12 protein-coding genes and 1 pseudogene are annotated in these 13,904 nt (G+C 49.3%); 11 read left to right on the top strand and 2 right to left on the bottom strand.

Annotated features, from left to right (window positions below; translation table 11 throughout):
• Window positions 1-8 precede the first annotated feature (8 nt).
• From EZJ49_RS13340 to EZJ49_RS13370, 7 genes and pseudogenes are all read left to right on the top strand, one after another.
• Window positions 9-1,463: an AgmX/PglI C-terminal domain-containing protein gene (locus EZJ49_RS13340; RefSeq protein ID WP_262552682.1), complete on the top strand. Its 1,455-nt coding sequence runs from the start codon at window positions 9-11 to the stop codon at window positions 1,461-1,463.
• Between the two features lie 17 nt (window positions 1,464-1,480).
• Window positions 1,481-2,251, top strand: coding sequence for an outer membrane beta-barrel domain-containing protein (locus EZJ49_RS13345; RefSeq protein ID WP_262552683.1), 771 nt, complete (start codon window positions 1,481-1,483; stop codon window positions 2,249-2,251).
• A gap of 23 nt (window positions 2,252-2,274) precedes the next feature.
• Window positions 2,275-4,395 (top strand): tetratricopeptide repeat protein, encoded by a 2,121-nt coding sequence (locus tag EZJ49_RS13350; RefSeq protein WP_262552684.1) that lies wholly within the window; start codon window positions 2,275-2,277, stop codon window positions 4,393-4,395.
• A 15-nt stretch (window positions 4,396-4,410) separates the two neighbouring features.
• Entirely contained in the window at window positions 4,411-5,058 is a 648-nt protein-coding gene (locus EZJ49_RS13355) for a hypothetical protein (protein ID WP_262552685.1), read from the top strand.
• A gap of 192 nt (window positions 5,059-5,250) precedes the next feature.
• Window positions 5,251-6,918 (top strand): methyl-accepting chemotaxis protein, encoded by a 1,668-nt coding sequence (locus EZJ49_RS13360; protein WP_262552686.1) that lies wholly within the window; start codon window positions 5,251-5,253, stop codon window positions 6,916-6,918.
• Window positions 6,919-7,096: 178 nt separating this feature from the next.
• On the top strand, window positions 7,097-7,582 hold the full coding sequence (locus EZJ49_RS13365; RefSeq protein ID WP_262552688.1) for an MCP four helix bundle domain-containing protein: 486 nt from the start codon (window positions 7,097-7,099) through the stop codon (window positions 7,580-7,582).
• A pseudogene (locus EZJ49_RS13370) lies at window positions 7,551-7,877 on the top strand (efflux RND transporter permease subunit); the annotation flags it as partial. The gene EZJ49_RS13365 and the pseudogene EZJ49_RS13370, both read left to right, overlap by 32 nt.
• Here EZJ49_RS13370 and EZJ49_RS13375 read toward each other — a convergent pair.
• A complete protein-coding gene (locus tag EZJ49_RS13375; RefSeq protein WP_262552690.1) occupies window positions 7,868-9,277 on the bottom strand; it encodes a protein adenylyltransferase SelO family protein in 1,410 nt (469 codons plus the stop codon). The pseudogene EZJ49_RS13370 and the gene EZJ49_RS13375 overlap by 10 nt on opposite strands.
• 100 nt (window positions 9,278-9,377) lie before the next feature.
• On the opposite strand from EZJ49_RS13375, the gene EZJ49_RS13380 reads away from it, so the two are divergent.
• Together EZJ49_RS13380 and EZJ49_RS13385 are read left to right on the top strand one after the other, a co-directional pair.
• Window positions 9,378-9,857, top strand: coding sequence for a MerC domain-containing protein (locus EZJ49_RS13380; protein WP_262552692.1), 480 nt, complete (start codon window positions 9,378-9,380; stop codon window positions 9,855-9,857).
• Window positions 9,858-10,032: 175 nt separating this feature from the next.
• On the top strand, window positions 10,033-10,422 hold the full coding sequence (locus EZJ49_RS13385; RefSeq protein WP_262552693.1) for a high-potential iron-sulfur protein: 390 nt from the start codon (window positions 10,033-10,035) through the stop codon (window positions 10,420-10,422).
• Between the two features lie 79 nt (window positions 10,423-10,501).
• Here the strand turns inward: EZJ49_RS13385 and EZJ49_RS13390 are convergent, their stop codons facing one another.
• Entirely contained in the window at window positions 10,502-12,166 is a 1,665-nt protein-coding gene (locus EZJ49_RS13390; RefSeq protein ID WP_262552695.1) for an AMP-binding protein, read from the bottom strand.
• Window positions 12,167-12,361: 195 nt separating this feature from the next.
• On the opposite strand from EZJ49_RS13390, the gene EZJ49_RS13395 reads away from it, so the two are divergent.
• Both EZJ49_RS13395 and EZJ49_RS13400 read left to right on the top strand, forming a co-directional pair.
• The gene (locus tag EZJ49_RS13395) at window positions 12,362-13,396 is read left to right on the top strand and encodes a hypothetical protein (protein WP_262552697.1); all 1,035 of its coding nucleotides are present in this window, start codon (window positions 12,362-12,364) and stop codon (window positions 13,394-13,396) included.
• Entirely contained in the window at window positions 13,386-13,856 is a 471-nt protein-coding gene (locus tag EZJ49_RS13400; protein ID WP_262552698.1) for a peroxiredoxin, read from the top strand. The genes EZJ49_RS13395 and EZJ49_RS13400 overlap by 11 nt, the downstream gene beginning before the upstream one ends.
• The last annotated feature ends 48 nt before the right edge of the window (window positions 13,857-13,904 follow it).

A 13,904-nucleotide genomic window follows, 5' to 3' on the forward strand; every position in this document is an offset into this window, starting at 1 on the left:
GGTGTCACATGCTCACGTTGATTGTACGTCAATCCCTGAAAAATGGGACGGCGAAAACCTGGAAGTTAAGATCCAATAATAAAACTCACACCTTCGGGTCCTCCCGTCTGGCCGATGTTATTTCCATCGCTCCGGATTCCAAGGGTATTCAGGGTATGTTTGAGTTCCGTGATGGTGCTTGGTGGTATGTCGATCTGGACATGAACTCCAGCGCGTCCAACAAGAACTCCCCGGCTCTGCGCCTGGATGAGGAAAAATCCCTCACCCTTGGTGACTGCACCCTGAACTTCACTCCGGTGGCAAAAGAAACAGATTTGTATCTGCGTCTGGAACAAGCCGGTCGCGAACAGCGTGAAGCTGGAAAGCAGTTCCAACTTTACATCGTGAAGCAACATGATCAGGTTCTTGAAACCAAGATCCTGCCAATGAATAAAAAGTTCAAGCCGTTATCGGCCCTGACTCCGACCACTGTGACCTGCGTGCCTTCTCAGGAATGGCACAAACAGATGATCGGTGATCTGGAAGTCAAACAAAGAACCGTGTCTTTGGAGGACGCGGCTCGCATGGCCCGTCTGAGCACGGATCAACTGGTCGATGAAGATTCCAAAAAAGGTGTCTTCATCGTTCTGGGCGCGGCTTTGTTGCTGGTGACTGTCGGCATCTTCTCTCCGAAAACTCAGGAACTTGAAGTTGTGGCAACGCCGCCAAAAACCGCTCAGAAGATCATTGTAAAAACCGAAGTTAAACCTAAACGTAAAAAAGCCGAAGTCGCCCCTGCTCCACAAAAAGTGGTGGTGAAGGAAACTCCGGCGGCGGCCATGCCTACAAGTGGTGGCAGCAAAGTTTCCAAAATGATGAAGTCCATCACAGGTGGCCGTATTTCCCAGTTGATCGGAAAAGTTTCCGCTCAGGCTGCGAAAAGTGGCAATGTGGTTATCGCCACTGGGGTGAAAGCAGGCTCGGGCTCTTCCGGTCGTGCTCTGGCTGCCGTGGGCAACATGGAACGCTCCGGTCGTGACTGGGGTCGTGAAGGCTCCGGTTCCGGTGGTGGTGTTTCCACTGTCGGTCGTGGCGGTGGCGGCAGTGCCTCTGGCATGGGCGGTCTGGCTGCCGGCGGAACAGGTTCCGGCGGTGTGGGTCTGATCGAGGAGGAAGGTGAAATTACCGGCGGTTTGGATCGTGAGATCATCGCTCAGTACATCAAATCCCAATTGGGTCAGATTCTTTATTGCTATGAAAGACAACTAAGTGCCAAGCCGGATCTGTTCGGTAAGGTCGCAGTTAAATTCACCATTGGGCCATCAGGTAAAGTGGAACAACAACTGATTGGTGACACAACACTTAAAAACGCAACCGTTGAGGGATGTATATTGAACAGGGTTGCCGCGTGGAAGTTTCCAGCTCCACAGGGGGGAACACGCGTGCTTGTGACATATCCATTCTTATTCAAGAGTACAAACTAAGGCGGGGGTAATTTATCATGTTGAAGAAGACAATTCTAATGTTCATCTTGACGGCATCGCAGGCATTCGCACAACAAGCGGCCGACAGCAAAGCTGATCAACGCGGTAGCGACAAGCTGGACATCAAAAAACTGGAGCAGAAATACTGGGCAGCCAAAGACGATGACTTTAGCGTCGTGCAAAATCGCCGCTACGTCAAAGCCGAGCGCTTCTATCTGACGGGAGCCGCTGGTATTCCGTTCAACGATCCTTACAGCACAGGAACTATCGCCAGCGGAAGTCTGGGGTATTTCTTCAATGAGCGCTGGGGTCTGGAGGCAAGCTACAATTCCGCCAGCATGAAGGATAACGATGCCGTGGGTCAGTTCGTTGATACTTACGGTGTTATCCCCGATCACAACATCTTCAAGTCATCCTATTTCCTTTCCGGAATCTGGGTGCCTTTCTATGCAAAGATGAGCGTCGTGGACAAGGCCATCATCTACTTCGACATGGGGATTTCCGTCGGAGCAGGTACATTGGACTATGAAATTACACAGAAGGAAGGAAATGTCAGCAAGAACACTTTTGCCTATAAACTGGGTGTGTTCCAGCAGATCTTCTTCTCTGAGCACTTTGCGATCCGTGCGGACCTTGTAAACACCTGGTCCACTCAGGATAAAATGAAATTCTATGCTCCGGGTACGACACCAATTCCAGGCGGTCCAGCCGTTACCGGCCAGCGCGATCTGGGATCAGAAACAATCAACGATACATCACTGATGATTGGTATCACGTACTGGCACTAATTTTCTCCAGGGTGGGGGGATTTATGAGTAAGTCAATTAGCATTCTATTAGCACTTTCCTTTCTGGGCAGCTCGGCGTTCGCTGAGCCGGCCCTTAAAGTCAAAAAAAGCGCCCGTTCCGCGGACGCCAGCCTGAAAGTTAAATCCAGTCTGGTTCCGACCTTCGACGTTTATCAAAAACGCGTGGTTAAGGGAAAAACGGAAGTCTTTAAAGTTAAAAACATTCCTTTGCTTAACGTCGGTGAAGAGCGTGAAGTGGAAGCTGCGGATTTAAGTCCGCTCCGTCTCCCCGCCTCTCGCGAGGTTGCAGTCAAAGAAATCAACCGCCGCGAATCGCCTGCGGTTATCAACTTTGTTCTGAAGCCTTACACTGATGTGGTGGCGCCAGCCAAGAGCCTGACCAGCGCCGATGCCTTCAACAAGATTCCGGATGTAAAAATTCTGAATCCTGTCATGGACCCGGTGATTCAGGAGCCTTTGGTGCAACTGACCAAGCTTGAGGATTTGCAGCCGAACGATTACAAACTTTTGCAGGCGTTGATCTTCCTGGAAATCCAAAAGAACTATGAACTGGCAATGGGTCTGTTCTCGGAACTGATCGAGGACCCGGAACATCGCATTGAGGCTTTGTACCACTACGCGATGACAGCAAAAGGCCTGGGGCTTAATTCTGAGTTCCGCCAATACATGATTCAGGTGGCTCAGGAAACCAAAGCCAAAGCATGGCAGCAAAAAGCCACCGAAGCGCTGGTTCAGCACATCAACGTCCTGGAAACGTCTGACATTTCCTTGATTGACCCTTTGGTGATCAAGTACGAAATGGACATTACCAAGAACGACGATTACCAAATCGCCCGGGCAAAATATTATTCCGACAAAGGTCAACTGGGCCTGATGGAGGACGCACTGATCTTTATCGGTGAAAAGTCCCCGCGCTACCCGGAGGCTTTGCTGCTGAACGCGCTGTTCAACTATCGTCAGGGTAAAGTGGAAGAAGCCACGATTTATCTGGAAAAACTGATGGCAGCCACTGAAACCGATAAAACATCTCAACTGCGTTCTGTGGGTGCGCTGACTCTGGCGCGCATGCAATTCCAAAAAAGTCAGTACAAAGAGGCTTTCCAGTCTTATCTGAAAGTCGATAAGTCCAACCCGCTGTGGTTGCAAGCCATGGTGGAAAGCGCCTGGACTCAGATTTTGGGTGAAGACTATGAGGGGGCCGCAGGGAACATGTTCTCTCTGCATACGGACTTCTTTAAAAATGCATTCTCTCCGGAATCTTATGTGGTTCGCACGGTGGGTTACCTGAATCTGTGCCAATACGGTGACGGTGTGCAGGTGCTTAATGAAATGAAGAAGAAATACTCCCCGTGGAAAAAGAAGCTTGAGGACTACAAGACTTCCCACAAGGACTCTTCCGCGTACTATGAAACAGTGAAAAGCTGGATCAAGAACTCGGACCTGAAAGAGGTTGACGGTCTGCCACGTTCCTTCATCGTGGAACTGGCCCGCCACCCGGCTTACATGACTGTGCAAAAGCAGATTAATGCCTATGAGGACGAGATCGTAAAATTCAACCGCATCGCCTTGACGCTGATCAAAAAAGAGCGCGAGCTGATTGCCAAACAAAACGAAGCCAACAAAGAACTGGCGGACGCAAAGAAATCCCTGAAAGGCCAAAGCCCTTCAGAAAGTGATGTGGCAAGAATCCAGAAGGCGGAACAAAAACTTCTGAGCTACCGCATCCAGTATCACATCGCGAAGAAAGCCCGCACGTCGATTAAAAATCTGCGTGCCACAGGTCTGGCTCGTATTGAAAAGGAAAAAACCGTTCTGCGTGCCCAGGCATCCCAGGCTTTGCAGGGTCGCTTCGGCGAAATGCTGGCGGGTTTGGACAAGGTTCTGGATCAGAACGATGTTCTTCAGTACGAACTTTATTCCGGCGCGGGTGAACACATCCGCTATCAGATGGCCGGTGGTGAGATCAATGAAAAGGACCGTCCTGAACTGAAGGTTCAAAAGGAAAAGAGTCTGAACTGGAAATTTAAAGGTGAAATCTGGGAGGACGAAGTGGGTCACTACCGCTCTTCCCTGAAAAATGTGTGTGCTCAAGATGGCAATGTAGCCGGTTTGTCTGAACAATAGGAAAGGATTTTCAAGATGAAATTCACAAAAGCAATGACGACTTTGACAATTATGATGGGCCTGGCAACAACATCTTTGGCACAAAATTCCGCCAAAGACGGTTTGGATAAAATCAAAGGCAATTTGAACAACTCCAAAGCCAATCTTCAGGAGTATGAAAAGAACCTGAAGACTGTGGATTCCAACCTGACAGAGGTGGGTAAAGCCAAGTCCCAGGTGGAAAGCCAGCAGAAGCAGGTTTTACAGCAGGCTGAAGAAAACAATCAGGCCATGGGCCGTGTAAGTGGTCAGGAAAAAGAAATTCAGGGCCTGATCGCCGACGAACAAGGCAAAATGAATCAGGAAAACGCGAAGATTCAGGAGCTGGAAGCCATGATTGCCAAGATCAGGGAAAACCAGAAAAAGCGCGAGCTGAACATCAGCGATTATCAACTGCAACTGAATCAGCTCAGCGAAGAGAAAAAAATCTGGAGCAGTCGCCAAAACACTTTGAAAGAGCAGAACGATCAGGTGAACCAGAAACTGCGCAGCCTTGCCAGCGAGGAAAACGAATGGAAGGCCAAACAGCGCGGCTATCAGGGCGAAGTCAAACGCTGGGGCAAAGAGGTTGAAAGACAGCAGAAGATCAGCGACAGCTACAACTCTTTGGCAGAAGTGAAGTAAAGAACTGACACGAAATATTGATTCCACCCAGGGACTTCTTCCTCACGGAAGGGTCCCATTTTCTTTTCCAGACCTACATCCCTAAACATTGCATAGGGGCATATAAATCTAGACTCCACCCTGCGGGTACGTACTCCGAAATATCCTCTGTAATTTAGTAAGCAACCTAACCATCAATTATAGAGGCCACAAATGAATCACACGGGGATCGGTTCCTGGTTCACAGGAATCAAAGGTAAACTGTTAGTCGCAGCGGTATTACCAGTTATTGGATTTGGTATTGTTTTCGCCATCTCCCATTCAGGAATGAATGAGTTTGAAGATTATCTTGAAAATGCCCACAGCAACATCATCCCCAACCTGCAAGCCTTGGCAGAACAACGCCAGGCCCGCAATGCCTATGGCTATCAACTTTTTGCGGCAATGAACATGAAGACCCCGGAAAAACGTGAAGAACGCCTGAAAATTGCCCGTGAAGCTGTCGCGCAATATACAAAGGCATTTGATGACTATGCAGCCATCCCGTTCACCCCGGAAATGGAAAAGACTTTTGAACCGGCCAAGGCTGTGCGCGATGAATACCTAAAACTTCTTAACGCCAACATTGAGCTGGTCAGCCAGGGCACCCCTGAGGCCTTTGAAAAGGCCCAGGCCCAAATGGACGGCCGTCTGTGGGAAATCGGAACCATCATGCACAAAATGAGTTCTGCCTCCATGACCTATTACAATGAGGCCGCAGCTACTGACGCAAAGGACGGCAAATCAGCCTCCACCCGTATCAGTACTTTGACGATGCTGGTGACTTTGGTTTCCACTTTCGCCATTCTGGGCATCCTGCTGTGGATTGCCGCACGAATTTCCTCTTCTGTCAGCTCTATCGCTTCCCGTCTGTCCCAGGCCGGTGGTCAGGTGGCCGCCGCGGTTGAACAGTTAAACGAAGCCGGCAATGCCCTGTCCCAGTCTTCAACGGAAGCTGCAGCTTCTTTGGAAGAGACTGTGGCCGCCCTGGAAGAAATGAGTTCCATGGTGCAGATGAATTCCGACAACGCCAAACAGGCGGCAGCGTTGTCAGCATCCTCCCGTGACTCTGCCGAACAGGGCGAAAAAGAAATTCAATCCCTGATCCAATCCATGACTGAAATTTCCCAGTCCTCCAAAAAAATCGAGGAAATTATTTCTGTGATTGACGATATTGCCTTCCAGACCAATTTGCTGGCTCTGAATGCTGCGGTGGAAGCGGCACGTGCTGGTGAACAAGGAAAGGGGTTTGCTGTCGTGGCCGAAGCCGTTCGTGCGTTGGCACAAAGAAGCGCAGCTTCCGCAAAGGACATTTCCTCTTTGATTAAGGATTCCGTTTCCCAGATCGACACCGGCAGCGACATCGCAGACAAAAGCGGTGCCGTTCTGACGAACATTGTGAATTCGATCAAAAAAGTATCTGATCTGAACAATGAAATCGCAGCGGCAAGTTCTGAACAAACCACAGGTATCCAGCAGATCAGCAAAGCCATGAACCAACTGGATCAGGCCGCACAAAGCAACGCTGCTTCAGCGGAGGAAATCGCCGCCACCAGTGGTGAAATCAACAGTCTGGCCGCGACCAATCAAAGCCTGACGGTGGAATTGAATGCGGTGATCCTGGGCTCTGCCACAAGCACACTTGCTCCAGAGGCAACGACCAGCAGAAAAATCAAGCCCGCCCCGAAAGCGACCGCGAAAGCTCCGGCAAAGAGCAATGTCATTCCGATGAAGACTGCCGCCCCTGCTCCGACACCGACGGCTAAAAAATCCTCTTCTCAGGACGTGATTCCGTTTGATGAAGACGACCGGGCCAAGGTCGGGACCACTGACGGTTTCTAGTTTTTAAAACTCAATAGTTACTTAATATTTAACAAGCCCCTCGACCTTCGAGGGGCTTTTACTTTGAAACATTAACTGTATTCACATTTCTACTTCTGGACTTTGACGACATATTAAAGATTCCGAATAAAATTCTGTCAAAAAAATATAACACCCGTTCGGGTTGAAGGAACTCTTTATGACATTTCTATCCAGTTGGTTTCGAGGAATCAAAGGACGCCTGCTTATAGCCGCTATTCTGCCACTGATCGGTTTCACTGTTTTGGGCAGCCTGTCCATCAATGGCCTTAGCAAAGTGGTGAACCTGCTGCACTTGGCGAACTCTCAAGTCATCCCCACTTTTGAAATCGTGGGTGAAATGCGCCAGGCCCGTAATAAATACTTCTACGGCGTCTGGGCTGCCATCAATCATCCGGATGAACCGGAAAAAATGAACAGCTATCTGAAGACCGCAGAAGACGGGATGAAAGAACTGCGCGATGCCCAGTTGATCTACGATCCTATTCCTCGCACCCCTGATGAAGACAAGGTCTATCAGGAAGTAAGACCGCACTTTGCCCAGTATTACAAACTAATGGAAGACACCATCACACTGATCCGCAGTGGCGATACTCATAAAATCAAACAAGCCGAAGAACTCGATCCTGCTGGTGGACTATACTAATCACTTGATCCACGAGGGCATGGCTCGTAATGAGGCTATCATCAAGGCCTGCCGCACGCGTTTGCGTCCTATTCTGATGACGTCACTGGCGTTGATTTCCGGTATGATCCCGATTGCCATTGGACTGAATGAGGCCTCGGCGATGAGAACTTCCATGGGGGTTGCCATCATCGGTGGTTTGATTAGTTCGACATTGCTGACGCTTTTGATCGTGCCAGCAGCCTTTGGTTTTGTAGAGGATTTCAAGGCCTGGTTCCGTGCGAAGCTGGCCCGAATTACGGGGTATCAGCCGTAAAGTCCGCGGAAGCTGCGGATTTGTTCAAGCTTCTGTTCAAAGGGGGCCCAGTCGTCGTTTTCGGCGATGGGCTTCCACAGAGATTCCAATTCATCAATAATCAAGGAACACGCTTTGCCTGTGTGCAGGTAAGGATGTTGTTTTTTTTCAGTCTCGGCGGCTTCAAAATACGACAATGTTTCCTTCAGCTTTTTGAAGGACTCTTTTTGATAAAGCTCTTTCTGGGGTGAGCGCTCCAGACGCTCGGGGATCGCACCGGAATGCAGATCATACAGAGTTTGTTCAAACAATCCTTTTTCCTGATCCAGGAACTGGAACAGATGTGCCACCAGTTCTGAATTCAGATCATAGATTGCAGCGCCCTCTTCCAGAGGATTGCGCAGATTCAAGCGCAGCAAAAGCCGGCGTTGTGTTTCAAAGTTAAAGGCATCGCCGTAGTCGTCTAGCACCTCGGCCACCGGCAGATCGGGGAAGGCGACCTGAAGAGCATTTCCGAGTTGATGCAAATTCCATAAGACCGCCGAAGGTTGGCGCCCATAACAATACAGCCCGGTTTGGTCAAAGTAAGCCGCCGTAAACGCCGGGTCATAGGTCGGCAGGAAACGGTAAGGGCCATAGTCAAAACTTTCGCCTGTTATGTTCATGTTATCAGTATTAAGAACTCCATGAACAAAGCCCGCCATCATCCACGCAGCCACGGTTTTTGCCATGGCATAGGAGACCTCACGCAGGAAGGCGGCGGCCAGTTCTGTTTCAGTTAACGGAGTCAGGGCCGGATAGAAATGCTTCACAGAATAATTCAGTAACTTTTTGATGTTTTCCGGCTGATTCAAAAATGCCAGACGCTGGAAAGTTCCAAAGCGAATATGACTGTGGCCAAGACGAACCAAAACGGCAGCACGGGTTGGGGAGGGTTCGTCATGTCTTTGCAGTTGTTCGCCGGTTTCAAACACCGAAAAGGTTTTGCTGGTGTTCACACCATAAGATTCCAAAAGTTCTGTTGCCAGAATTTCCCTGAAGGCGCCTTTTAAAGTAAGTCGTCCGTCGCCACCTCGGGAATACGGAGTGCGCCCACTGCCTTTGGTGCCCAGATCCAAAAGTCGGGAGCCTGCCTGAAGTTGTGCAAAAAGAAATCCGCGTCCATCCCCCAGATCCGGGTTGTAGCTGCGGAATTGATGACCGTGGTAGCGTAATGCCAGTGGGGCCTTGATGTTCTGAGGCAGGCTTTCAAACTTCCAGAAATGAGCCTGCCACTGTTCCGGCGTCAGAGCGCCCAACCCCACGGATGCGGCGGCGCTTTGATTGCGATAACGCAAAATTGCCTGCGGGAATTGGGCAGGTGGCACTTCATCGTAAAAATCAGGGCCAAGCTCATAAATTGGAGGTACAAAGGATGTCATGCCCCCTTATCTTCTTTTCCCGGTGCAAACGCAAGGGGGTCTATTCTAGTTGACAGTGACTTGCATTTAGGGGAAAACAAGCTCACCAAAGGCGGTCTTCGTGGACGAACAGATTTTAACTCAAAACCCGGCTCACCAACATTCCTGCTGCGAAGTGGATCACACTCAACACGAAGAGTTCGCGGAAAAAACTGAAAACTGGGATCGCGTCGGCATTTTCCTTTCGTCTTTGTGTGCGATTCACTGTCTGGCGACACCGCTGTTGGTTCTGTTGCTGCCGGTTCTTGGTGAATTCTTTCATTCTGAATGGGTGCATCTGACCATGGCAGTGGTGATCTTGCCTGTCGGGCTTTTTGCCTTTTGGTCAGGGTATAAGCATCACAAACAAACGCGTGTCTTTACGCTTGGGGTGGTGGGGCTTTTCATGGTGGCGCTGGCTTCCGTTCTGCCGCACGAGTGGGTGGAGGTTATGGAGCATGATGTGGTCACTATCATCGGCAGTATTCTGTTGATCACAGCCCATGTTCTGAATCGTCGTGCCTGCCTATGTCATAAGCATGAGTCAGCTCGCCCAAAGTAATATATCGAACAACAGTCAATGCAGCTTTTTGTGGCAGGAAACGCATCATTCTGCTGCGATTTTAACATGTTAGCGTAAATTATTATGCGCCATCGCATGCTTTTTCGTGTTTTCCAATTGAAAACCAAGTGAAAAGTAGTAGTGTTTAGTTGAAAACTAAATGATGGAGGCATCTATGATCGAAACTAAAATGAACCGTCGCGGTTTCTTTACTACTCTTGCAAAGATCACAGGCGTTGCTGTGGTTGCTCCAGCGGCTTTGTCTGCTGTTTTCTCTTCCACGGCTGAAGCTCAGAAAAAGCGTGGTGGCAGTGCTCCTGCAGCGGGTGGCGCAGCTGCTGGCGGTATGCCGATGGTTGATCCAAACGACTCTGTGGCAAAAGCAGTAAAATACGTCGAGGACTTTAAGAAATCCGCGGATTCCAAAGGTAACGACTGTATGGGTTGCGGCTTCTACGCTAAAAAAGAAGTTCGTGGTGGTAAAGAAGTTGGTACTTGCACAATCTTCGCAGGCAAATTGGTTTATGGCCAGGCATGGTGTGCTTCCTGGAATAAAAAAGCCTAAGCTTTTTAAGTTCTAAGAAAATAAAAAACCCTGATAAGCATTCTTATCAGGGTTTTTTATTTTAAATCATTTTATCTGACTACTTGGGATTGTCGCGCAAAGCACGGCGCAGGATTTTTCCGACATTGGTTTTCGGAAGCTCGGTACGGAATTCCACCAGGCGAGGCACCTTATAATTGGTCAGACTCTTACGGGCATGAGCAATCACGTCCTCTGCAGTCAGGTTCTGGTCTTTCTTTACCACAACGGCTTTGACGATTTCTCCAGAGTGTTCATCAGGAACACCAATAGCCGCCACTTCCAGAACACCCGGGTGAGAGGCAATCGCTTCTTCCACTTCGTTGGGATAAACATTGAATCCGGAAACCAGGATCATGTCTTTTTTGCGATCCACAATCTTGAAGAAACCATCAGCATCCGCCACAGCCACGTCGCCAGTCTTTAACCAGCCGTCATTCAGCACCTGTGCAGTTTCATCGGGGCGGTTCCAGTAACCAGCCATCACCTGAGGCCCACGGCATACAAGCTCGCCCGGTTCGCCCAATGCGACTTCCTTGCCGTCATCGTCGATCAACATGATGTCCGTGCTTGGGAATGGCAAACCAATGCTGCCCACGCGGTCTGTGCCGTCGATAGGGTTGCAGCACACCACCGGAGAAGCCTCGGTCAGACCGTAACCTTCCACGATCACGGATTTCGTCAGCTCCATCCATTTTTCTGCCACGGGCTTTTGTAGTGTCATGGCACCGGCCACGCTGACTTTTACGCGGCTGAAATCAATGGTTGTGAATTCCGGATTGTTCATCAAGGCGTTGAACAAAGTGTTCACACCGGCCATGACTGTAAACGGCGTCTTTTTAAGTTCTTTGATGAATCCTGGGATGTCGCGCGGATTGGTGATCAGAACGTTTTCGCTTCCATAGCGCAAAAGCCCCAGACAGTTCAAAGTCAGTGCGAAGATGTGATACATCGGTAGGGCTGCGATAGCGACTTCTTCACCCTCACGCAGCTTCGGTGTCATCCAGTCGCAGATCTGCAACATGTTGGCGACCACGTTTTTGTGAGTCAGCATGGCGCCCTTGGCAACACCGGTGGTCCCACCTGTGTATTGCAGGAAAGCGATATCTTCCAAAGTGGTTGGGATTTTGGAAGATGGCTTCATCGCACCCAGTTCCATCGCCTGACGGAAAGAGTAGGCTTGTGGAATATGGTAAGACGGCACCATTTTTTTGATATAGCGAACAACAGAGTTCACCAGAATTCTTTTCGGTGTCGGGAACATGTCTGCGATTTCTGTGACCACGACACTTTCAATTTCAGTGTCTTTGATGATTTCCTGCAGAAGGTGGGCGTAGTTGGCCAGAATCACAATGGCCTTGGCACCAGAGTCCTTGAACTGGTGACGCATTTCTTTGGCGGTGTAAAGCGGATTGGTGTTCACGATGGTCAGGCCCGAGCGCAAAGCTGCAAAAGCGACGACCGGGAATTGCAGAAGATTGGGCATCTGAATGGCGATGCGGTCGCCTTTTTTCAGCTTCAGTTCGTTTTGCAGGAAAGAGGAGAATTGTTCCACCTTTTTGTCCAGATCTGAGAAGGTGAGAGTGACTCCCATGCTGGTGAAGGCTTTTTTGGAATTGAACTTGCGGATGGCCTCTTCATAAACATCCACCAAGGAGTTGTAACGTGTCAGATCCACCTCGTGGGCAACGCCTTTTGGGTAGTTCTTGAGCCAAATTCTTTCCATGGAGACCTCCTGCTAAAGTTGCATCAATTTGATTCTCTGAAAGTTTAGAGTAAAGATTCGAATGAGGTAAAGTAAATTCTTGTTTTCACAGGGCCTATTTGCAAAACTGATGATATGAAACTTTGCCGCCTCATCATCTTGGGAATTGCTGCGCTTCCTCTGGTTTCCTGTTTCGGAAAGAAAGAGGAGGAGCCTGTGCCTGCGCCACAAAAAATGGTCAAAGTGCTTACTCCGAAGGCAGATGAAGTGGCAAATAAAGATAAAAGTCTGGAATGGATGGTGCGCTATCTTGCTGAAGCGGACGGAATTCATCGCGAAGCATGGTGGGTTTTGACCGCAGCACGTCCTCCGATTGGAAAATCACCTTTTGGAAAAGCTCAGAGAGCTTTGTTGGCTTCCCAAAATATCAAGCTGACGAACAAGTCTTTGTTCCGGTGTGATCGCTATCTGGTGAAGCGCGATGTGCTGGGGCTGGTGGGGTATCCGCAAAAGGGCGAAATTTTTGAAAAATGCAGCGAGAAAACCGAGGCCAAACGTCTTGCCAGTTTTGATGTTCCCAAAGAAGGCGAACTGAACATCGTTTTTTATCCCGACAATCTTCAGGAGGTTCTGGGGCTGGGTGCCGGGATTTTGAATAAGCAGATTCAGTGTTCACTGCGTGGTAAAGAAAAACTGGAAAGTCTGAATTGCAAAGACTGGGCGCAGGATCGCAGCAAAGAACAAATGATTCGTCTGGATGTGTACGACTATCAAAAGTCTGGAAAGAATTTAATCAAGCTGCGCGGAAAAGTGTATGAAAACCTTACGGACATTCGCAAGATCGAAGCCGATGTGCCGATGGAAGGAAAAATCACGGTTTTGGAAACAGAGCTGTATGCGCCGGAAGCGCCACCGGTGGTGGTGACGCCGACGCCTTCTGTGGCGCCAGTGAAGCCGGGTATAGCAAGTCCGACCATGCCAACCATGCCGCCGCCACGGGACCTGCCTGATGGGGTTGATCCGGATGTGATGATGCAGCGAGGACAACAACAGGGACAAGGTGTCGAGTCTGTGCCAGTAGAACCTGGGGCCGATGGTTGGCCGGAGGGAGAAGCCCCACCACAAGATGAAGGAATGCCTCAAGAACATCAAGAGGGCGAAATGGACCCATCCATGATTGTTCCAGAGCCTATCCCGCAACCGATACCTCAGCAAATTGAACCAGTAGAAGGAGCCCCGCATGGCCGCTAAAGTTGAAATGGGTAAGAAAGTTCCGAATTTTAAAATTCCGTCTTCCAGCGGAGAAACACTGAGTCTGTCCGGTTTAAAGGGCAAGAAGGTTGTATTGTACTTCTATCCGAAAGACAGCACTCCGGGTTGCACCACCGAGGGGATTGAGTTCAACGAACTGCTGCCGCAATTTAAAAAACAGAATGCCGTGATCTTCGGTGTTTCCCGCGACAGTCTGAAATCACACGATAAGTTTATCTGCAAGTACGACTTTAAGTTTGAACTTTTGTCCGACGAGGAAGAGGAACTTTGCCAGTTGTTCGATGTGATCAAAGAAAAGAACATGTACGGTAAAAAAGTCATGGGTATTGAGCGCAGTACTTTTGTGATTGATGAAGACCAAAAGCTGGTCGGAGAGTTCCGTAAAATCAAAGCGCAAGGGCATGCCGCAGAAATACTGAAATTCGTGAAAGACCTTTAAAAAGTAAGGCCATATCAAAATATTAAAAAAGCTCTTCGTTTGTTGCGA

Source organism: Bdellovibrio bacteriovorus, assembly GCF_025558485.1.
GTDB lineage: Bacteria > Bdellovibrionota > Bdellovibrionia > Bdellovibrionales > Bdellovibrionaceae > Bdellovibrio > Bdellovibrio bacteriovorus_G.

Bases quoted from the DNA above. Each gene is read 5' to 3' on its own strand.
- EZJ49_RS13340 (WP_262552682.1), top strand. From the start codon at position 9: ATGCTCACGTTGATTGTACGTCAATCCCTGAAAAATGGGACGGCGAAA.
- EZJ49_RS13345 (WP_262552683.1), top strand. From the start codon at position 1,481: ATGTTGAAGAAGACAATTCTAATGTTCATCTTGACGGCATCGCAGGCA.
- EZJ49_RS13350 (WP_262552684.1), top strand. From the start codon at position 2,275: ATGAGTAAGTCAATTAGCATTCTATTAGCACTTTCCTTTCTGGGCAGC.
- EZJ49_RS13355 (WP_262552685.1), top strand. From the start codon at position 4,411: ATGAAATTCACAAAAGCAATGACGACTTTGACAATTATGATGGGCCTG.
- EZJ49_RS13360 (WP_262552686.1), top strand. From the start codon at position 5,251: ATGAATCACACGGGGATCGGTTCCTGGTTCACAGGAATCAAAGGTAAA.
- EZJ49_RS13365 (WP_262552688.1), top strand. From the start codon at position 7,097: ATGACATTTCTATCCAGTTGGTTTCGAGGAATCAAAGGACGCCTGCTT.
- EZJ49_RS13375 (WP_262552690.1), bottom strand. From the start codon at position 9,277: ATGACATCCTTTGTACCTCCAATTTATGAGCTTGGCCCTGATTTTTAC.
- EZJ49_RS13385 (WP_262552693.1), top strand. From the start codon at position 10,033: ATGATCGAAACTAAAATGAACCGTCGCGGTTTCTTTACTACTCTTGCA.
- EZJ49_RS13390 (WP_262552695.1), bottom strand. From the start codon at position 12,166: ATGGAAAGAATTTGGCTCAAGAACTACCCAAAAGGCGTTGCCCACGAG.
- EZJ49_RS13400 (WP_262552698.1), top strand. From the start codon at position 13,386: ATGGCCGCTAAAGTTGAAATGGGTAAGAAAGTTCCGAATTTTAAAATT.